19 protein-coding genes are annotated in these 21,416 nt (G+C 37.4%); 11 read left to right on the forward strand and 8 right to left on the reverse strand.

The genetic code is table 11. The features are described from left to right. Positions 1 to 24: 24 nt before the first annotated feature. From Q0874_RS01925 to Q0874_RS01940, 4 genes are all read right to left on the reverse strand, one after another. Positions 25 to 2,454 (reverse strand): TonB-dependent receptor, encoded by a 2,430-nt coding sequence (locus tag Q0874_RS01925; protein WP_299158687.1) that lies wholly within the window; start codon positions 2,452 to 2,454, stop codon positions 25 to 27. After that, positions 2,438 to 3,157, reverse strand: coding sequence for a DNA repair protein RecO (recO, locus tag Q0874_RS01930; RefSeq protein ID WP_299158690.1), 720 nt, complete (start codon positions 3,155 to 3,157; stop codon positions 2,438 to 2,440). Before recO ends, Q0874_RS01925 begins: the two co-directional genes overlap by 17 nt. A 128-nt stretch (positions 3,158 to 3,285) precedes the next feature. Beyond that, a complete protein-coding gene (gene gdhA / locus Q0874_RS01935) occupies positions 3,286 to 4,629 on the reverse strand; it encodes an NADP-specific glutamate dehydrogenase (protein ID WP_299158692.1) in 1,344 nt (447 codons plus the stop codon). Between the two features lie 103 nt (positions 4,630 to 4,732). Further along, positions 4,733 to 5,887 (reverse strand): cystathionine gamma-synthase, encoded by a 1,155-nt coding sequence (locus tag Q0874_RS01940; RefSeq protein WP_299158694.1) that lies wholly within the window; start codon positions 5,885 to 5,887, stop codon positions 4,733 to 4,735. A gap of 87 nt (positions 5,888 to 5,974) precedes the next feature. Here Q0874_RS01940 and Q0874_RS01945 point away from each other — a divergent pair, with 87 nt between their 5' ends. Next, complete coding sequence (locus tag Q0874_RS01945; RefSeq protein ID WP_299158696.1) at positions 5,975 to 6,718, forward strand: DUF3298 and DUF4163 domain-containing protein; 744 nt, start codon at positions 5,975 to 5,977, stop codon at positions 6,716 to 6,718. On the opposite strand, the gene Q0874_RS01950 is transcribed toward Q0874_RS01945, so the two are convergent. Next, the gene (locus tag Q0874_RS01950) at positions 6,715 to 7,188 is read right to left on the reverse strand and encodes a DinB family protein (RefSeq protein ID WP_299158698.1); all 474 of its coding nucleotides are present in this window, start codon (positions 7,186 to 7,188) and stop codon (positions 6,715 to 6,717) included. The genes Q0874_RS01945 and Q0874_RS01950 overlap by 4 nt on opposite strands. 114 nt (positions 7,189 to 7,302) lie before the next feature. On the opposite strand from Q0874_RS01950, the gene Q0874_RS01955 reads away from it, so the two are divergent. The 6 genes from Q0874_RS01955 to Q0874_RS01980 all read left to right on the forward strand — a co-directional run bounded on the left by Q0874_RS01955 (position 7,303) and on the right by Q0874_RS01980 (position 12,285). After that, positions 7,303 to 7,656, forward strand: a complete 354-nt coding sequence (locus Q0874_RS01955) for an arsenate reductase family protein (RefSeq protein WP_299158701.1) — start codon at positions 7,303 to 7,305, stop codon at positions 7,654 to 7,656. Next, complete coding sequence (locus Q0874_RS01960) at positions 7,653 to 8,555, forward strand: DMT family transporter (protein ID WP_299158703.1); 903 nt, start codon at positions 7,653 to 7,655, stop codon at positions 8,553 to 8,555. Before Q0874_RS01955 ends, Q0874_RS01960 begins: the two co-directional genes overlap by 4 nt. A gap of 291 nt (positions 8,556 to 8,846) precedes the next feature. Beyond that, complete coding sequence (locus Q0874_RS01965) at positions 8,847 to 9,821, forward strand: nitronate monooxygenase family protein (RefSeq protein ID WP_299158705.1); 975 nt, start codon at positions 8,847 to 8,849, stop codon at positions 9,819 to 9,821. Positions 9,822 to 9,883: 62 nt separating this feature from the next. Further along, a complete protein-coding gene (locus tag Q0874_RS01970; RefSeq protein WP_299158707.1) occupies positions 9,884 to 10,843 on the forward strand; it encodes an alpha/beta fold hydrolase in 960 nt (319 codons plus the stop codon). A 41-nt stretch (positions 10,844 to 10,884) separates the two neighbouring features. Beyond that, complete coding sequence (locus tag Q0874_RS01975; protein WP_299158709.1) at positions 10,885 to 11,367, forward strand: cytochrome c; 483 nt, start codon at positions 10,885 to 10,887, stop codon at positions 11,365 to 11,367. A 201-nt stretch (positions 11,368 to 11,568) separates the two neighbouring features. After that, positions 11,569 to 12,285 (forward strand): SIMPL domain-containing protein, encoded by a 717-nt coding sequence (locus Q0874_RS01980; protein WP_299158712.1) that lies wholly within the window; start codon positions 11,569 to 11,571, stop codon positions 12,283 to 12,285. Positions 12,286 to 12,288: 3 nt separating this feature from the next. Here Q0874_RS01980 and Q0874_RS01985 read toward each other — a convergent pair whose 3' ends face one another. Beyond that, a complete protein-coding gene (locus Q0874_RS01985; protein ID WP_299158715.1) occupies positions 12,289 to 13,818 on the reverse strand; it encodes a SulP family inorganic anion transporter in 1,530 nt (509 codons plus the stop codon). Between the two features lie 82 nt (positions 13,819 to 13,900). After that, positions 13,901 to 14,875: a phytanoyl-CoA dioxygenase family protein gene (locus Q0874_RS01990; protein ID WP_299158718.1), complete on the reverse strand. Its 975-nt coding sequence runs from the start codon at positions 14,873 to 14,875 to the stop codon at positions 13,901 to 13,903. 146 nt (positions 14,876 to 15,021) lie between these two features. Between Q0874_RS01990 and Q0874_RS01995 the strand changes: the two genes are divergently transcribed. The 4 genes from Q0874_RS01995 (at position 15,022) to Q0874_RS02010 (ending at position 19,723) form a co-directional block, all read left to right on the forward strand. Further along, positions 15,022 to 15,876, forward strand: coding sequence for an AraC family transcriptional regulator (locus Q0874_RS01995; RefSeq protein WP_299158721.1), 855 nt, complete (start codon positions 15,022 to 15,024; stop codon positions 15,874 to 15,876). A gap of 386 nt (positions 15,877 to 16,262) precedes the next feature. Then, on the forward strand, positions 16,263 to 17,264 hold the full coding sequence (locus Q0874_RS02000; RefSeq protein ID WP_299158724.1) for an NAD(P)H-dependent glycerol-3-phosphate dehydrogenase: 1,002 nt from the start codon (positions 16,263 to 16,265) through the stop codon (positions 17,262 to 17,264). Between the two features lie 78 nt (positions 17,265 to 17,342). Next, positions 17,343 to 18,359, forward strand: coding sequence for an SUMF1/EgtB/PvdO family nonheme iron enzyme (locus tag Q0874_RS02005; RefSeq protein ID WP_299158727.1), 1,017 nt, complete (start codon positions 17,343 to 17,345; stop codon positions 18,357 to 18,359). An 11-nt stretch (positions 18,360 to 18,370) separates the two neighbouring features. Then, a complete protein-coding gene (locus Q0874_RS02010; RefSeq protein ID WP_299158730.1) occupies positions 18,371 to 19,723 on the forward strand; it encodes a Gfo/Idh/MocA family oxidoreductase in 1,353 nt (450 codons plus the stop codon). Positions 19,724 to 19,725: 2 nt separating this feature from the next. On the opposite strand, the gene Q0874_RS02015 is transcribed toward Q0874_RS02010, so the two are convergent. Then, a complete protein-coding gene (locus Q0874_RS02015; protein WP_299158733.1) occupies positions 19,726 to 21,393 on the reverse strand; it encodes a glycerol-3-phosphate dehydrogenase/oxidase in 1,668 nt (555 codons plus the stop codon). Positions 21,394 to 21,416: the final 23 nt, after the last annotated feature.

A 21,416-nucleotide genomic window follows, 5' to 3' on the forward strand; every position in this document is an offset into this window, starting at 1 on the left:
TAAATAAACGCCCTTTTTATAATCTCAAAAACGAAAACTCAATCCCAGAATGAAATTAATTCCTGACGCTGCTATTCCGGATGAATATGATCGATACCTCTGATTGGTAATATTCTCAATAGCAAGTGTCAGTTTTAAAGGATTAGAAATTTGATACTGAGACCTTAAGTTTAAAGTATACCAGGAGGGTGAATAAGGATTTCCATCTGCGTCTTTGGCATAGATATAACTTTTATTTATTTCTGAAATCGCGAGGTCTTTAAACGATATTTGACCATTGTAATTCAGGAAAAGATCCGTCTTAAACCTTTGGTTCCTCCAAATAAGGTGAAAATCAGCGAAAGTCGGTGGTACGTGCCTTGCCGGAGTGTCATTGCCATTTTCGTCCTCTTCTGTTCCTTCAGTTAAAGTGAGGTTTGATAAAATGGAGAAATTATCTGAAAGAAATGCCTCCAAACCAAATTCGAAGCCATACACATATGCATTGGAAGCATTCTGAATGGCTTGTACATTACTTAATTCCCCATTATAAATGATTTCTTCTTCCCCGTTAAACAGATAATCTCTTCGAACCAGAGCATCTACCAGGTAGGTATAATAAGCCGCCCCTTTTAGTACTACTTTATCTTTAAAATTCTTATGTACTCCAAATTCCGCGTTGTAGGCATATTCCGGTTTCAGATATGGATTTGGTACTACCACGGATCCTGGTTCAGAATCAAATACCTTACCTATATCATCAATATTCGGAGCTCTAAAGCCAGTTGCTCCGTTAAGTGTGAACTGTAAATCTGCTTTAGGGAACCAGCTAAACCCTATGTTTCCAGTCAAGGCTCCATTATTCAAATCTGAATTATCAAAAGGAAAAGGATAGAAAGTTGTATCAAAATCTGCATTAATCCAGACATGGCTATAGCGAATCCCCGCCAACCAGGTGAAATTTGGTTTAGCTTTCAATTCACTATTCACATAAGCTGCCAGGGTCTGCCAGGTAGAACCATCCGGATACCTGGACTGGGAGGCTTCTACAAATCCGGTTTCAATATTGGTTTGCAACCCTTCGGATCCCACTTTATTAAAAATATATTCAGCTCCATAATACAGTCTTAAATTTCCAATTTTTTTGTTTTCAAAATCAACATTTAAGGAAAGTGCATCTATATTTTCTTTTGTTGTATAGCGTATGGAATCCTGAAATTGCCTGTCATTTCTGCTTTCCTTAAAATTTTGGAATGCTGTTGTAATTCTTAATCCATCATAAAACCTGCCCCGGCCTTTATTATAAATCTGCATATTCCCCATAAACCACTTTTGTGGCCCGTAAAACCATTCTGCGGAACGCAATCCGGTTTCACTGCTGTTTGGTCTTATTAACCTGTCGTATCTGGAGTAATCTGAAGTGCTGGAAAAAAACAATCCTAAATCATAACTCCAATTATTATTTGGTTTATGAGATATCTTTTGCATAAGATTAATCTGATCATATCCTGTTGGGATTTGAATACGGGGATTTTTATTTTCAACCAATACATCAGTCCCATTCAACCGTTTTACATATTCATTTCTGAGATAAGAATCCGGACCATGTTGGCCCATTTTCAAATCATTAAAATTATTATATGAAGCACTGGTTAAAAAAGCCCATTTATGTGATCCCAGGTTTATAGCGAAATGCCCTGTATTTTCACCATTCGCCGAAGCATATCGATAGTTCATATTTCCTGTAATATTTAAACTATCAGTGGTTGAAAATTGGGGCTTATTTGTAATGAAATTCATTACTCCACCAATGGCATCACTTCCGTATATTACAGAACCAGGTCCGAAAACCACCTCAGTATTCTTAATGGTAAAAGGGTCTATAGATATTATGTTCTGAATATTTCCACCCCTAAAAATGGCATTATTCATTCGTACCCCATCCACTGATAATACAAGTCGGTTTGTTGCAAAACCCCTGATTATAGGGCTTCCGCCGCCCAACTGACTTTTCTGGACAAATATTTTACCACTGTTTTGTAAAAGATCTGCTGAAGTCTGTGGATTTGTAAATGCTATTGCCTGCGCGTTAATGGAAACTATTTTTTGCGGTATGTCTTTTTTTTGCTGTTCCCATTTAGAAATCGACATCACCACCTCATCCAGCTGTTCACGTTTTAAACTAAGATAAACTTTCCCCTCCCTTTTTATAAGTAGCTGCTTGGTGGATCTTTTAGTCTGATAACTAAGGTGTCTTAGTGTAATACGTTCATTATTGTTAAAAACAGATATATCACATTTTCCGTCAAAATCGGACAAGGCAGTCTTTGACTTATCATTATTGTAAAGAACTGCATTAATCACTGGTTCCTGTGTTTCCACATCAAGAATCGTTATTTCCTGACCAGAAATAACGTTAATAAAAAGAAGTAAAATAAGAAAAATTCCCCTTTGCATTTTAGCTAAAAACTTCATTCAAAATAGCGAGTGATCTGGGCTTTTTAAATCCGTGCAAATGTACTTCAAAATAGAGTACAAGGGATTGTAATAGTTCTTGCCTGGTTTTTTTGCCCATCCTTACCATATGAATCTCATCAAAATTTATGCCTAAAAATACCTTGAAGAGATCAAGGGTTTCCTCTTTTAGAATTGGATTTATGCCTGGAAATTCAATAAACGCGCCTTCCACCAAATCGAAATACGGGTAATCCATTTTTCCTGTGTCTGGATAAAACCCCAAATATTTTGATAATCCCAATAGAAAAAACAAATGAAAATTACTTATGCTATCATGTGTGTCCAGCCATTGAAGTGAAGCTTCCAGAAAATGGAATAAGTCTTTGTTTTGCTCTTCTTCAAAAATGCTGTTGACCAGCATTTCTGCCAAAAATAAGATCATTGCATTTTTAGCAATATCTGTATGAACAGTTTGGTACGGATAATTGACTTTAGCGTCAATAAGTCTTTCCAGAGTACCCTTGTTTTTGTGGTTCACAACTATTTCCAGTTGTGTTAAGGGTTGAAAGTAGGCGGTTTTTAATTTGCCTTTTTTGGAGGCTAAAATTCCCTTAAGAAGATACGATTTTAATCCATCTGAGTAGGTAAATGCTTTAACTATTAAACTTGTATCTCCATATTTTAAAGAAGATAGAATTAAAGCTTTAGTGGTAATTTGCATCTATTGCGCTTAGAATAAAGCAAAGATAGGTTGAATTAACAATAAAATAAGATTGGCAATAACGGGAGCTACATCTTTCGCAAAATTGAAAGCTCAGTTCCCGTTATTACCAACCGCCTAATTATTATTTAGATCACACCTTGTGCGAGCATAGCGTCTGCAACCTTAACAAAGCCAGCAATATTGGCTCCTTTCACATAATTGCAATATCCGTTATCCTCAATTCCATATTCAATACAGGAATCGTGAATATCTTCCATAATTCGACGTAACCTTTCATCTACTTCCTCTCTCGTCCAGCTAATTCTTAAAGAATTCTGAGACATCTCCAGGCCTGAAGTGGCTACACCACCGGCATTAGAAGCTTTACCAGGTGCAAATAAGACTTTTGCATCATGAAAAGCGTGGATTGCCTCAGGAGTAGAAGGCATATTTGCCCCTTCAGCAATACAAAGACAGCCGTTAGTCATTAATTCTTTAGCATCATTACCATCCAATTCATTTTGAGTTGCACATGGCAGGGCAATATCACATTTAACTGACCAAGGGCGTTTGCCTTCATGATAAGTTGCCGATTTATATTTTTTCACATATTCAGATATTCTACCGCGTTTATTATTTTTGAGATCCATAATGAAAGTCAATTTTTCATTATCAATCCCATCCTTATCATAAATATATCCACCCGAATCAGATAATGTTAAAACTTTTCCGCCCAGTTGTAAAATCTTTTCAGCAGCGTATTGAGCAACATTTCCAGATCCTGAAACAACAACCGTTTTTCCTTTAATTTCCTCATTCTTTGTCTTTAACATACTTTGAGCAAAATATACGGTACCATATCCGGTTGCCTCAGGGCGAATTTTTGATCCACCCCATGATAATCCCTTGCCTGTAAGCACACCGGTAAACTCATTTCTAATCTTCTTATACATACCAAACAGGAAACCAATTTCCCTTGCTCCTACTCCAATATCTCCCGCCGGAACATCCGTGTTCGGTCCTATATGCCTGCATAATTCCGCCATAAAAGCATGGCAAAACCTCATAACTTCATCGTCAGATTTTCCTTTAGGGTCAAAATCCGAACCTCCCTTTCCTCCTCCCATTGGAAGAGTAGTTAAACTATTTTTGAATACCTGTTCAAAAGCCAGAAATTTAAGAATACTTGCATTAACCGATGGGTGAAAACGAAGTCCTCCTTTATAAGGACCAATTGCCGAATTCATTTGAATACGATATCCTCGGTTTACATGTATCTCCCCTTCATCATCTACCCAAGAAACTCTAAAGGAAATCAAACGCTCCGGTTCGACCATTCTTAACAAGATGTTTTTACCGTAATAGATTTCATGTTGGATGATGTAAGGAATTACTGTGTCGGCTACTTCCTGTACAGCTTGAATGAACTCCGGTTCATGACCATTTCGGGTCCTAACCTCATCCATAAATGCTTCAATAGTTGTGTTCATATTATAATTGATTAGCTGAAGTTTTTATTGAATTAATAATTCAAGCGCAAAATTATATCTTTTCTGTAATTTAAAGCAGCTTTTTTTTAAAATATGATAAAATTTATCCGATAGCCTGTTCCAGATCAGAAATAAGATCCTGAACATCTTCAATTCCAACACTAAGCCGAATAAGTGAATCAACAACTCCGCTTTTTTCCCGTTCTTTTTTAGGAATACTGGCATGGGTCATACTTGCCGGGTGACCCGCTAAACTCTCCACCCCGCCTAATGATTCTGCAAGTGTGAAAACCTTTAGCTTTTCGACTATAGAAATAGCATCCTTTAAGCTGCTCCCTTTGGGTACAAAAGATATCATTCCGCCATAAGCTTTCATTTGTTTTTTGGCAATTTCATGATTGGGATGATCCTTAAGGCCAGGCCAATATACTTTTTCAATTTTAGGATGTTCAAGCAAGAATTCGGCAATCTGTTTCCCATTTTCACAATGCCTCTGCATTCTTACATGCAATGTTTTAATTCCTCGAAGCACTAAAAAACTATCCATAGGACCACATATGGCACCACTGGCATTCTGAATGAAATATAATTTCTCCGCCAATGCAGCATCCTTTACAACTAAAGCTCCCACAACCACGTCGCTATGCCCGCCAAGATACTTAGTAGCAGAATGCATAACTATGTCGGCCCCCAATTCCAGCGGTTGCTGCAAATACGGTGTTGCGAAAGTGTTATCTACTGCCATAAGCAACTTATTACTTTTAGCCAATTCAGAAACAGCCTTAAGGTCAATAACATTCATCATTGGATTTGTTGGAGTCTCAACCCAAATCAGTTTTGTATTTGAATTTATTAATGCAGCAATTTTGGATACTTCCTGCATACCTATGAAGTGAAATTTGATTCCATACTTTTCAAAGATCTGTCGGAAAAGACGATAGCTTCCGCCGTAAAGATCATTAGTTGAAATCACTTCATCTCCTGGCCCCAGTAATTTAATAACTGCATCCATAGCTGCTAATCCACTGGCGAATGCCAATCCGAAATTTCCATTTTCAATACTGGCAAGTGCATTTTCCAATGCAGTTCTTGTTGGGTTGGCACTACGGGAATATTCATAGCCCTTGTGCTCGCCGGGGCTGGTTTGAGCATAAGTGGATGTCTGATAAATAGGGGGCATTACAGCACCATAAGCCTTGTCTGGCTTTTGTCCACCATGTATTACTTTGCTATTAAATCTCAATTCTTTTTCACTCATATTATAAATTTATGTTCACAAATGTATTGTTATCTTTTGGAGAAACCAATGAATCCTTAGTTTTGCAATAGATCCAAATTTAACTCAATGAAGCGCAATGTAACCTACCTTTTTATTCTAGCCCTAATAGTTAGCTGTCAGGACAGCGGTAATATTACATTTGAAGCCTTAACTCTGGCAAATACCAAATGTGAGGAGTGTCCGGAAGTTACCATTGAAGTTCCAAATGCATTGGGTAATAACAAACTGGCCAAATCTATAAATCGCGCATTGCAGGAAGAAGTTATTTCCAAATTAACTTTTGATGATGAAATTAATGCCGAAACCATTCAGGAGGCCATTGAGTCATTTACAAATGGATATTTTGAATTAAAAAAAATCTATCCTGATGAAACTATTGGATGGCAGGCAAAAATTAATGGAATGGTTACCTATGAAGATAATGAACTCCTAACTATTGAACTACAGTCTTATTTGTTTACCGGTGGAGCTCATGGTTATGGTTCAACAAATTTTCTAAACTTTAGCAAAAAAAGAGGCAAGGAAATGGATGACTGGGAGTTATTTAAAGATAAGGAAGGGTTTGAGCAGTATGCTGAAACCCAATTTAGATTACAACACAATATCCCGGTAAATAAGCCTATCAACAGTACAGGCTTTATGTTTGAGAAAGATCATTTTTATTTACCTGAAAATATTGGTTTTACTGAGAAAGGGATCAAACTATTGTACAATCAATATGAAGTGGCTTCTTATGCCGATGGCCCTATAGAACTGACACTTCCATACAAGGATATCCGAAAATTTTTATCCGGGAACATCAAAACCTAGAACGCCTCTTCTTTTAGGAGGATTTTTTCCAAAGAAAGTATTACTCCAAGGTGTAAGCCTTCATGATATAGATTAAACGCCAAAGCGTCTTCAACATTTCGCAATGTGACTTTGGTACTGGTCTTATATTCATTGTACTCCTTGAATACACCATTTTCATAGTCCTCCTGTGCCCATTCTGCCGTAGAAAACAAAAAAGCGGCAATATGATCTATCTCTTCATCTGTGGGATTTGTATCCGGCAAAGTGCCTTTTCTGAATTTTTGAATTAGAGAATCATCGATGCGCGCAGGGAGATTACTAAATTTGTACATAAGTATTTGTTGAGTCGCAACTACATGAGCTATATTCCACCAAATATTATTGCGATAGCCTTCCGGGATTTCAAATAGAAGTTCAGGAGGAGTTCGTTTTAATATTTTGTATAGTATCTTCCTGTTTTTAATTGTGATGTCAAATATTTTTTCCAATGCGTGCTTATTTTACGATTAGTAACAAGGCGTTATCAATTAATAAAAATAGCATATTCATTTAAAAATAATTAGCAGTAGTTGTTATAATTTTGAATTCGATAAAAAATAACCATGAAGAAAATTTATTACTTAAGTAGTTGTGATACCTGCAAGCGTATTTTAAATGAACTAAAACCTCTTGGCGATATTGAGCTTCAGGATATTAAATCAGATCCAATTACTCCTCAGCAATTGAAAGAAATGCGAAATTTAGCAGGTAGTTATGAAGCCTTATTTAGCAAAAGGGCTCGCCTATTTAGTGAACGCCAATTAAAAGACAAGCAACTTGAAGATAAGGACTATGAGGTATTGATATTGGAACATTACACCTTCTTAAAAAGACCTGTTATTTTGGTTAACAATCAAATATTTATTGGGAATAGTAAAAAGGTAGTTGCTGCTGCCAAAGAAACTATACATACTTGAGCAAGCGAACTCTCGCCATATTAGCCGCCCTGGGAGCCACAACAATTTATGGATTAAACCATACTATTGCCAAAGGGGTGATGCCTACGTATATTACGCCTTTCGGTTTTATAATGCTTAGGGTATTAGGAGCCTCCATTTTGTTTTGGAGTATTTCCTTTTTGGGGCCAAAAGAAAAAATTGAACGGAAGGACTGGGGTCGGATAATGTTGTGTTCACTCTTTGGCATGGCGATTAATATGCTGGCATTTTTTAAAGGTTTGGATTTATCCACTCCTATAAACAGTGCGGTTCTTGTAACTACCACCCCGATCATAGTGGTGATTTTATCTTTTTTTTTAATTAAAGAAAAAATTAGAGCGCTAAAAATAGTCGGTATAGTGATTGGTCTTACAGGAGCCCTTTTTCTTGTTCTTTATGGTAATGAAATCAGGCAAGACGCATCAAATATTCCTTTAGGCAATACCCTCTTTTTGCTGAATTCTTTATTTTTTGGGCTATACCTCATTCTTGTAAAAAAGTTACTTGAAAAATACCATCCCATTACACTTTTAAAGTGGATGTTCCTGATTGGCATCTTTTATAATTTACCAATTGCCCTTCCTGAATTTTTAGAAGTTTCCTGGTCATCCCTGCCGTTTGAAGCAATATGGAAAATGGCATTTGTGGTAATAGGGACTACTTTTTGCGCTTATTTATTTAATGTATTTGCCTTAACTCAATTAAAAGCATCCACAGTAAGTGCATTTGTATATGTACAACCTGTCATTGGGATTCTTTTTGCCGTTCTGAGTGGCAGAGACAAACTCACCACCGTTAAAATAGCTGCCGCATGTTTGGTTTTGTTAGGAGTTTATCTTGTAAGTAAAAAACCAAAGCCAGGGAAAATCACCAAATAAGTAGTTATATCCTTTGTATTTATGGGATATTCATACCGAGTTAATTTTTTTTTCTTTAAACTTTTTTAATCAGGAATGACCATAACTCAGAAGCATAATTTTATGATGAGCAGATTATACTAAATGCTTTTTAACATTCAAATGACTCCTAAGAATTTCACAATCCATTAGAAATAAAAATATATTGCTTTACAATGAATGCATAAGAGTCTTAAAAATAAATGGTTTGATATCCCCGGGCTTGCGTTGACTAAGAATTTATACCTATTTTTAAAATCACAAAATTAAACTATGTCTAAGAAACCCGCATTTATCAAAGAGCTTTCTTTACCTGTCATCGCAGCGCCCATGTTTCTCATCTCTGGTCCTCAATTGGTCATTGAATGTTGCAAAAATGGAATTATAGGAACTTTTCCTGCCCTTAACCAACGGACAAGTGAAGGATTTGAAGAATGGCTAATTCAAATAAAATCCGAATTAGACTCTTTTGAAGAAAAAACAGGAACTAAAGCAGCACCATTTGGTGTAAATCTTATTGTTCATCCTACAAATCCAAGATTGGAAGCAGATCTGAAATTATGCATAAAACATAAAGTTCCTATCATTATTACCTCTTTGGGGGCAGTGTCGCAGGTAGTTGATGCCGTGCACAGTTACGGCGGGCTGGTTTTTCATGATATAATTAAAAAAAGGCATGCAGAAAAGGCGGCTTCAGCCGGCGTAGATGGGCTAATATTAGTTGCTGCGGGGGCAGGGGGTCATGCAGGCACGATTAATCCGATGACCCTTGTGGCAGAGATTAAAAAGTTTTACCATAAAACCATTATCCTTTCTGGTTGTATAAGTACCGGCAGGGATATTGCATCTGCTTTACAAATGGGCGCAGATTTGGCTTATATGGGTACTCGATTTATTAACACTCTTGAAAGTAAAGCGCCTGAAGAATACCGGCAGATGATCATAAAGGCAGGGGCCAGCGATATAAGGTACACCGCGGCCATATCGGGAGTACACGCTAATTTTCTTGGAGCCAGCCTTACTGCAGCAGGTATAACAGAAGAAGATTTAAAAAAGGATGTTAAAATTGACTTTGGAAAGGAATTAGATACGGAGGCAAAAGCCTGGAAGACCATTTGGTCTGCAGGTCAGGGAGTAGCTACCGTAGAAAATGTGCTTAGTGTTGCAGAGCTTGTAAAAAATCTTAAATCTGAATTTAAAGCAGCGATTGAAGAACAAATTGCCTCATTGGAAATTTATCCAAAATGATACTTAAGCAATTAGCAGATTTGTATGTTAAAAGAAATATTGGCTTGTAGTAATTCTGAGATATGCCTCTGATTGAATCTAATTACAATCCTCCTCTCCCGTTTAAAAGTGGTCATATCTCTACTATTTATTCTGGCCTGATTAGAAAGGTTTCTGACCTTAACCAGCAAAGGGAGCGTCTCGAACTTGAGGATGGAGACTTTATAGACCTTGACTGGAGCTTTTCCACTACCCCCAGTAATGTTGTAGTTATTCTTTTACATGGACTTGAAGGGCATGGGCAACGCCCCTACATAACAGGAAGCGCAAAGCATTTCAATACTAATGGGGTAGATAGTTGTGCAGTTAATTTCAGAGGATGCAGCGGAGAAACCAACCGTCTATTCAGATCCTATCATTCCGGAGCAACAGAAGATCTCAAAGAAGTAATACAACATATCCTTTCTACGCGGAAATATAGTAGTATTTATATCAAAGGATTCAGCCTTGGAGGAAATCTGACACTAAAATATCTTGGAGAAGGGCCTGTGCCCAATCAAATAAAAGGAGCTGTAACCGTATCCGTTCCATGCAGTTTGCACGATTCCCTCATTCAATTGCTAAAATTGAAAAATACACTTTACGCCAAAAGATTTAAAAAACATCTGGTGGAGAAATTGTATTTAAAACGGCAGAAATTCCCAGAATTAATATCCGTAGAAGAAATAAACAACATCCGGAACCTAAAAGATTTTGATGATATTTATACCAGTAAGGCTCATGGGTTCAAAGATGCTTTAGATTATTATGCACAGTGCAGCAGTCTTCAGTTTTTACCCCGGATAAAAATTCCAACTTTGATTATCAATGCCCGGGACGATTCATTCCTAGGTAGGGATTGCTACCCAATAGAAGAAGCAAAAAATAACCCACTTCTTTTTCTTGATATGCCGAAGCATGGCGGACATGTAGGCTTCTTTGGCCCACGAAACATATCTTATTCTGAAAAAATCGGCTTAAAATTTATAAATGAATTCTTTTGATCCGTGCTATTTCATATATTAGTGCCTCTAATCTAAAGAACATGCGAAAAATATTTGCCATAATTGGAATTTGCGCCCTGCTAGTGAGCTGCGGCGAAAAAAAAGAAGAGAAAAAAGAAGGGGGTTTTGAAATGAACCGTGCCAAAAAGGAGGTGAAAGTAGAAACTAAATCTGAAACAGTCCCGGTTGATTTGAATAACAAAGGAGTTGGACCTATAACCTCCTTAGAATTTGGAGCAGAAATTGATTCTGAATTAGCTGCCGCAGGTGAAGCAAAATACAACACTATTTGTACCGCTTGCCATATGGCTAACCAACGTATGATAGGACCTGCCTTGGCGGGCGTTTATGACCGCAGAAGTCCGGAATGGGTGATGAATATGATCCTAAACCCGGATGTTATGCTTAAAGAAGACCCTATTGCTCAAGCCTTATTAAAGGAATACAACAATGCCATTATGCTCAATCAAAATCTAAGTGAAGAAGAAGCGCGGGCTGTTGCAGAGTACTTACGTACCCTTTAAAAGCGAATTAAGAATTTTTTAAGTGCTGTTCTCGGTTATTAAATTTACGAGTTCAGCACTTTTCCCTTTTGAAGAATTAAATCAATGGAGTGGTATTTACTTTCCTATAGGTAATGAACACTCACAGAGGTAAGGACTTCCCTCATTATATCTTTCAAAAGCAATAAGAAAGATTTAGTTTCGTACAGACAAATTGGAAATATGAAATATTTAATTCGACAAAAAATGGCTATTCGGTTTTTGATTACACTGCTTTTAATAACAAGTCTCACAAGTTACGGGCAAAGTAAAAACTTTATTGATCAACCGTATTTAGAAACCACTGCTAGGGTAGATACCTTAGTCATACCAGACCGTATTTATTTGTCAATCCTAATTACAGAAGCAGACACCAAAGGAAAAATTTCGGTTGAAAAATTAGAAAATAAAATGGCCGACAAACTGAAAACACTAGGTATTGATATCGATAAGCAACTTACCCTTTCTGATTTGGGGAGTAATTTTAAAAAGTATTTTCTTAGGAAAGCCGATGTCCAAAAAGATAAAGAATATTCATTAGTAGTGTATGACGCCGTAACGGCTGGTAGCGTAATACAGGCTCTTGAAACTATTGGGGTCTCAAATATAAGTTTGACAAAAACCGAATATTCAAAAATTGAAAAGCTAAAAATTGACCTAAGACAAAGAGCTGTAAGGGCAGCAAAAATCCAGGCAGAAGCAATGCTCATCCCTCTAGATCAAAAGCTTGGACATGCTCTTTTTATATCTGATCTAAACACAGGGGTCCAGAATAGGATGGCAGAAAGAATGGTTAGGGTACAAATGTCTAAAGAAGCAGATATAGATCAACCCATTGAAATTGAATTTGAAAAAATAAAAATAGAAAGTACCGTGAATGTAAAATTCGCAATTCAGTAAGTGTCAGACCTTATCTATTGCCAGTTTATACGTAGGGTCCTCCAGGACATTTACGTCAATTATAGCATCTGCATTTGTTAGCAAGCGCCTGCAATCCTCACTTAAATGCCTTAAATGTACCTTCTTCCCAACTTTGTGATAGCGTTCCGTTATTTTGTTTAACGCTTCAATGGCAGACATATCTACTACCCTGCTTTCCTTAAAATCTATGATAACCTCGTCCGGGTCCTCAAGAACATCGAACTTTTCATTAAACAAAGTCACGGATCCAAAAAATAGCGGCCCATAGATCTCATAATGCTTAATTCCATTCTCGTCAATAGATTTTCTTGCGCGTATTCTCTTAGCATTGTCCCAGGCAAATACAAGAGCAGAGATAATTACACCAACCAAAACAGCCAGCGCCAGATTATGAAGAAAAACTGTAACCAGGGTAACTAATATCATTACAAGGACATCAGATTTCGGCATTCTTCTAAAAGTACGCAAACTAGCCCACTCAAATGTTCCAAGTGCTACCATAATCATTAATCCTGTAAGTGCAGCCATAGGCACTTTTTCAATCAAATCAGCACCAAACATAATAAAGACAAGGAGCATCACCGAAGCCACAATACCTGATAATCTAGCCCTTGCGCCGTTGGAAGTGTTGATTAAACTTTGGCCTATCATGGCACAACCACCCATCCCGGAAAAGAGTCCGGAAAGTATGTTTGCTGTTCCCTGGGCAACTGCTTCTTTATTACCGCGCCCGCGTGTTTCTGTAATTTCGTCAATAATATTGAGGGTCAATAAACTCTCTATTAGCCCAACCCCGGCAACTATAGCTGCATAAGGAAAAATGATCTGCAGGGTTTCTAAAGTAAAAGGCAGTTCCGGGATATGAAAGGGCGGAAAACCTCCCTGAATAGAGGCAATATCGCCAATTGTTTTTGTATCAATATCGAATGCAAGAACGAGCCCAAAAACAGCCAGGATAGCAATCAAGGATGCAGGAACTGCTTTACTTAGTTTGGGTAATCCCCAAATTACCAGCATTGTGATTAAAACTAATCCTAAAAAAACAAACAAGGTGCTACCAGATAACCATGAGCCATCTGGCAACTTGAACTGGTCTAACTGCGACATAAAAATAATGATAGCCAGACCGTTTACAAATCCAAATATAACAGGATGAGGCACAAGGCGCATCAATTTGCCTAAACGAAGAAATCCAGCTGCCAACTGCATTATTCCGGCCAATATCACCGCGGCAAACACGTATTCCACACCGTAATCCATGGCAAGTGAAACTATGACCACTGCTACCGCCCCTGTTGCTCCGGAAATCATTCCAGGTCTACCTCCCAGAATAGAAGTAACCAGCCCCATCACAAAAGCTGCATATAAACCAGTTAATGGGGATAAGCCCGCTATAAGAGCGAATGCTATGGCCTCTGGAACCAAAGCCAACGCAACAGTTAATCCAGATAGGACTTCAGTTTTGTAATTTACTTTTTGTGAAAAATCAAATAGATTTAAGTACTTCTTCAAACCCTGTGTATTTTAAGGGGGCAAAAATAGGACTTATTAACTGTTAAAAGCCTTAATTGAAAAGAATTATGGATTTCATAAATTACCAGTGATTCAGCCCTAATAATTTCTTTCCAAGTTCAGATAATTTAGCAGTATCGTATTTTACCTGTTCCCAATTTCTTGGATCACCTGGAAATGCATAACCTTCAGGGGCTATTCTGTTTTTCCAGGAATTAATGCGCCATTGCCTTAGTTCTTCATTTTCTTCCTCTGCAGGCATCATAGAAATGTATTGGGCAATCCTAACTTTATCCGCAGATTTATTTGGTCTGATCCCATGTGGCTGCGTACTATTAAAAATTAGAAGATCACCAATTTCCAGTTTTACTTTTACAATTTTATCCTCTAATTCTGAAATGTCTGGTTGAAAGTGATCCCGATCTTCTGGTTGTGTAAGCTTCCAACTATTATAATTCCGGTACAACCATGGAATGCATTGAAAACCTCCCATATTCTCATCCGTTTGGTCTGCAAGTGCCAATACTCCCTGCACATTCTGTGGTTTAGTTTCAGGGTCATAATCCCAGTGAATAAATCCCTTCCTTTCAAATCCCGGCCTTTGAGGAAAGTTAAGGTTTGCCCTATCAATTGTAACCCATAATTTTTCGGTCCCCCAAACGTCAACAAAAGCATCATACACACGTTGCATTTGCCTGTTATTCCATAGGTGCTGGTTATTGTAAACCTCAACCATCCCTGTTCCTGTTAGTTCTTTCATTTGCATTTCAGCCCTTGGTGGAGCATACCATGTTTCACTATCGTTAGGGTCCTTTTCATCAAATTCCCACAAAAAATCTGCTGTTGCCTTTGCCTGGGCTACAGGGACCGCATTTTTAATTACTATATAGCCATTATGCTTCCAAAATTCCCAGTCCTTTTCGCTAAGAACCCTTAAAGGAACTTTATTAGACCGATCATTTAATTCTATTTTGCTACTTGTTGCTGTTGAAGGGTTTCCAGGAATATCTTTATGGGCCTTATTGGCCATTTCCAGTTTGGATGCTGCTTTTTCCATAATAATTCAGTATTGTGATTAAAAGATAGTCAAAACTAAATAGATCAAATGCTGATCTCCACCTTGATTTTGATCAATATTTGAATTATATTGATATTTTCTGTCATTATTACAGTCCATAATAACAACTTTGTTAAATTTTTGATTTGAAAATTCAATTAGAACAAATAAATCCGGATGCTAAAAGCTCCTTCCGATTACTACACAATCCCAGGTTGAATGATTTATTCTATTGGCATTTTCATCCGGAATATGAACTGGTGTATATAGAAGGTGCCAATGGAACGAGGCATGTAGGAGACCATATCTCTCAATATGAACATAGCGATCTGGTGTTAATAGGGTCAAACATACCCCATCTAAACTTTGATTATGGCATACAGACCGAGTACAAAAAAGAAGTTTTACATGTTAGTTCAGCATTCAAGAACAAAATATTTACTGAAATCCCGGAGCTATCAGATGTATTTGAACTTTTTGAAAAATCACAGCATGGAATAGCCTTCACGGGAAATACCAAAGTAACTATTGGTTCGAGGCTGAAAAAACTTCATGTTTTGAGTCCTTTTACACAGTTTCTGGAAGTATTGCATATCTTCTCAATTTTAGCTGCCACTAAAGAATATGTATTGTTGCATGATTATCCGGTAATAAATAAATACAGTCAAAAACAACAGGACCGTTTAAAAAACATTTATGCCTTTATAGATGAAAACTACCAAAGAAAAATAGAGCTTAAAGAAATGGCTGCGCTTTGCAATTTGAGTAAAGAGGCTTTTTGCAGATATTTTAAAGGTGCCACGGGTAGTCCTTTTACCTCTTTTTTAAACCAATATCGCATAAGCCAGGCAAAGCGTTTGCTTTTGAAAGGAAAAAATATCAGTGAGACTTGCTACGACTGTGGTTATGAAAGTCTTTCCTATTTCAATCGTGCTTTTAAAAAAATTACTGCAGAAAATCCTTCTGATTTTAAAAAAAGATACCTCAAAAGACAACTATAATCAATACCCAAATTCCGGGAAATTTACTTTTACACTTAACCTCCTAAATAGTTTTTCTTTACTAGTAGCAACCAAAATTATTGATAACACAAAAAAACCGCCCTGAATTTTAATCCGGGGCGGTTTCTAACTAAATAACCAACCAAAAATAATTTTTCATTAGCATACCATTCTCTACTATCTTAAATAACGCATAATCCAAAGTTTTCATTGTACAGAAACAGGTAAACCAGTGTTAAAGTTTTGAGCATTTCATCGTTTTCTAAATTGAACGTTTGATAGTCTATGTTAAAATATACTTACATGCAAATTGTTATAAACTCATGATTATCAATTAAGTAAGCCGTTACTTTTTTTAGTTACATTTGATGGTCTAATTTAATTTGATGGAAAAAGAATTAAAAATTGCAGTTCTGGGTGGTGGAAGCTGGGCAACAGCCATTGTAAAAATGCTCACAGAAAACCAGGATAAAGTAATCTGGTATATGCGCAATGAGGATGCTTTAGAGTATATAAAAGCCAATAGACACAACCCAAATTATCTTACTTCTGTTGAGTTTCAACTGAAACAGTTAGTCCTTACCAATAATATGGACGAGGCGGTTTCTATGGCCAATCTGTTGATTTTTGCAATTCCATCTGCTTTTTTAGAGAGTGAACTCAAAAAACTTACTATCCCTTTAAGGGATAAAATTATATTCTCAGCTATCAAAGGAATTGTTCCGGAAACAGGCTTAATTGTTGGTGAGCATTTTCATAAAAAATATGGTATCCCAATTGAAAATATTGGGGTGATTACAGGTCCCTGTCATGCTGAGGAAGTAGCTTTAGAGCGCCTGTCCTATTTAACAATAGCCTGCGCGGATACTGCAAAGGCCAGGATGCTCTCTGAACATCTGAACAGCCATTATATTAAAACCAAGATTTCTGATGATATCATAGGAACCGAATATGCTGCAATGCTTAAAAATATTTACGCGTTAGCAGCAGGTATAGCTCACGGATTAGGATATGGCGATAATTTTCAAGCTGTTTTAATGAGCAATGCCATCCGCGAAATGAAGCGTTATATTTTCAGGGTTCACAAGATGAAACGGAATATTAACAATTCTGCCTATTTAGGAGATTTACTTGTTACAGGTTATTCAACTTTTAGCCGCAACAGGATGTTTGGAAATATGATTGGCAAAGGGTATAGAGTAAAAAGTGCTATGATGGAAATGAAAATGATAGCAGAAGGTTATTATGCAACCGAAAGTGCCTATAAATTAAAATCAACATTTAAAAAGAAAGTTAAGACGCCAATTATTGATGCAGTATATGATATACTTTATAACCAGAAGAGCGCCAAAATAACTTTCAAAGCACTTACAGATAAATTAGATTGAGCCTGAAATTTTTTTATTAGCTTCTAAATGAATATTTTAGAAATATTTTGGTGCCACGTTATTTCTAAATATTTTGAAATGAATCTAAAATATATCATTCTTTTTATAGCGGTATCTGTCATTTTTTTAACCATGGCTTTCACTTCTGATGGAAGCTCTGAATCTCCGGAAATGACAAAAAAAATAAATTCCTTCATTGCTTATTCGCAAGAAATTCCAGGAAGTGAAATTACTGTTAAAATGAACCCTATTAAAGGAGGTAAATTTTTCATGGGAAGTGATAGCCATAAAGAAGATGAAAAACCTCGACACAAGGTTTTGGTAAATGATTTCTGGATTAGTGTGTTTGAAATAACATGGGATCAATATGAACTTTTTTTAGAGAGACAAATCGATACTTTTGGATTGAAAGATTTAGGTACTGAAGTTACTATAGATATTGATGCCATATCTTCCGCAACAACCCCATATGTAGATATGAGTCACGGCATGGGTAAAAAGGGGTATCCAGTTGTAAATATCACCCAATATGCAGCAATAACATTTTGCAAATGGCTTAGCGCAAAAACAGGGAATTTCTATAGACTGCCCACAGAAGCAGAATGGGAATATGCGGCCAGGGCGGGTAGTACTTCCGCCTATTATTTTGGTGATGACCCCCTGGAATTAAATATTTATGCCTGGTACGAATACAATAGTGAAGGCAAATATCAGCAAGTAGGTGCTAAGCAACCTAATAAGTATGGCCTTTATGATATGCACGGAAATGTTGCTGAATGGACCATGGACCAATACGCTGCTGATACATATGCCAATAGATCAGGAAAAACGACCGACAATCCTTGGGTAAAACCTACAAAACTATATCCAAGATCTGTTCGAGGGGGCTCCTGGATGGATTCCGCTACAGTGCTCAGATCATCTGCCCGGATAGGCTCTTCAGCAGAATGGAAAAGAATTGACCCTCAAATTCCCAAAAGCCGCTGGTGGTTTACCAATGCCCCAAATATTGGCTTTAGAGTTATTCGCCCGAAAGAAACCCCTCCAAAGGAAGAAATTGAGGCTTATTGGCTTACCGCAATTGATGATTATTAAAAACTTTAAAAATGGAAAATAAAAAGCAAGCCCTTACCCGTAGAAATTTTTGCAAAAACACTGCTCTGGCAGCAGGTGGAATATTAGCTGTCCCTTTAGACGTCGCAGCTTCAGCACATGTCCTTGGGGACGATGCCATTAAAATTGCACTGGTTGGATGCGGTGGCAGAGGTACCGGCGCCGCCGCGCAAGCCTTGAGCACCAAAGAAAATGTAAAATTGGTTGCGATGGCCGATGCATTTCAGGATCGATTGGATAACTGTTATGAAATTTTATCCAAAAAATTTATTGATACAGATAAAATTGCGGTTAAAGATGAAGATAAACACCAGGGTTTTGATGCCTATAAAGCAGCTATTGATAAAGCAGATGTGGTAATACTAACTACTACACCTGGTTTCAGGCCTATTCATTTTGAGTATGCAATAAGTAAAAATAAGCACGTTTTTATGGAGAAACCAGTAGCTACGGATGCCCGGGGAATACGAAGCGTATTGGAAACTGCCAAAATTGCGAAAATGAAAAGACTGAATGTTGTGGTTGGACTGCAACGACATTATCAAAGGAATTATTTAGCATGCCTTGAAGAGATAAGAGCTGATAAAATTGGCCAGATCGTTTCAGGACAGGTGTATTGGAACAGTTCTGGGGTATGGGTGAAAGAGCGTCAGGAAAACCAAACAGAAATGGAATATCAAATGCGGAATTGGTATTATTTTAACTGGTTATGTGGTGATCATATCGTAGAACAACACATTCACAATATAGATGTTGCTAATTGGTTTATTGGGGAGTTCCCCATACATGCCCAGGGGATGGGTGGCAGAGAAGTGAGAAAAGGAAAAGAATTCGGCCAGATATTTGACCACCATTTTGTGGAATTCACTTATCCCTCCGGTGCGGTAATTTCCAGTCAGTGCAGACATCAAAAAGGTTGTTTAGACAATGTGTCCGAAAGTTTTATGGGTACTAAGGGAAAAATTTACACCGATTCACAGAATAAAGGCATTATTACCGGCTATGATGGCAGCACCATTTATGAACATCAGGGGAATAATGATCCGAATCCTTATCAGACAGAACATGATGCCTTGTTCGCTTCTATTAAAGCTGGAGGAGTTATAAGTGATGCAGAACATGCTGCAAAAACAACTATGACAGCAATTCTTGGGAGAATGGCCACCTATTCAGGGCAGTTAATCACTTTTGAAGATGCCTTGAACAAAGGAAGGAGTCTAATGCCTGAAACATATAGTTGGGATACTGTGCCTCCCGTAATACCTGATGAGAATGGCTTTTATCCAATTCCAGTACCCGGAGTGACTGAAGTATTAGAAAAAGGTTCCGGAGTAATGGAAAAATAGCATTAACCCCTGTCCAAAGAAAAAACAGAATGCTCATGTATTTCTTGCAGCATTTTTTCTTTCCAGGCCCGGATTTGTGAATCATCCAATTTAAAAATTGACTTGAATTCACCCAGAATCGGATCCAATAGAAATGGTATGCTCTCAATATCGAAATATAAGCGACCCGTCCTGCGGATAAAAAAGTCCATGGGAGTAGTTATCATCTCATAATTAATTCCATAATGAAGTTCGGCTTTGGCCATTCTTATGTAGGGATCTTTATCTTTCTGAATTGAATAATCCTCCAAAATAACCTCGGTTTGCTTGCCATAGGTTGTTACCAGATACCAGGCATCATATTCTGTAAAACCATCTGCTCCAATTCGCTGAAATATTTCTGAAATGTACTTTTTGACGTGTTTGGATTTTTTGAAATCATTGCCACATAGAGGGATCTGTACCGTTGTACATTCCGCCAGCTCAATTCCTTCTTCCTCTTCCATTTTTTTGGATAGCAGGTTTACGACTCTTTCTGCCATCTTTCGATACCCGGTAAGTTTGCCTCCAGCCATACTTATTAGACCAGTATCTGAAATAAATATCTCATCCTTACGGGATAATTCGGAGGTAGATTTTCCCTCTTCATGGATTAAGGGTCGCAAACCAGCCCAGGAAGAGATAATATCGTCCAATTCCAATTGAATTTTAGGAAACATATTATTAACGGCGGAAATTAAATAAAGGGCGTCTGCCAAATCCAGTTTAACATTGTCTTTATCCTGATCATAGTTAGTATCTGTTGTACCCACATAGGTTATTTTACCACGGGGGATTGCAAAAATCATCCGTCCGTCAGGAACGTCAAAATAAACAGATTGATTTACAGGTAATTTTGTATGTGGAAATACCAAATGAACTCCTTTTGTCAGATGAAGGCGTTTTCCCTTTTTTGAGTTATTTAAACTTCGTAATTCATCTACCCATGGGCCGGCAGCACTTATCACATATTTTGATTTAATAGTAAATTCATGACCGGACATAAGGTCCTTAAAATGTAACCCTGAAATAATATTGTCAGTATAATCAAAGGCCGAGACCTCTGCATAATTCAATGCAATCGCACCGAATGAAAGACTAGTCTTTATATTTTCAATTGTAAGCCTGGAGTCGTCTGTGCGATATTCAGCATAATAACCGGCCCCTTTTAATTTTTTCTTTGGCAATAAGGGCTCCAGTTCTAATGCTTCTTTTTTTTCAAGCATTTTACGCTTGTCATCGCCTGATACCTGGGCCAAAATATCATAGACCTTTAACCCAATAGATGTAAGCCATTTTCCATAAGACCCACCATCAATTAAAGGAAGTAACATTTTTTCGGGAAGTACCAGATGCGGCGCGAGTTTGTGTACTATGGCCCGTTCAGATCCAACCTCTTTAACTAACCAAAAATCAAATTGCTTAAGATATCGAAGGCCTCCATGAATTAACTTAGTAGATTTACTACTCGTCCCTGATGCAAAATCCCCCTTTTCTAGCAGAGCCACTTTTAGTCCCCTTGCAGCTGCGTCAAGGGCAATACCCCCTCCTGTAATTCCACCTCCAATTATTACAAGATCGAATTTGGTTTTGGTTAGGTTTTGAATGATTTTATTCCGGTCCAGGTTTGAAAATGGTACGTTCTCCTTCATGTTTTGCAATTCAAGGTATCTAA

The sequence above is a fragment of the uncultured Eudoraea sp. genome (assembly GCF_947490415.1).
GTDB lineage: Bacteria > Bacteroidota > Bacteroidia > Flavobacteriales > Flavobacteriaceae > Eudoraea.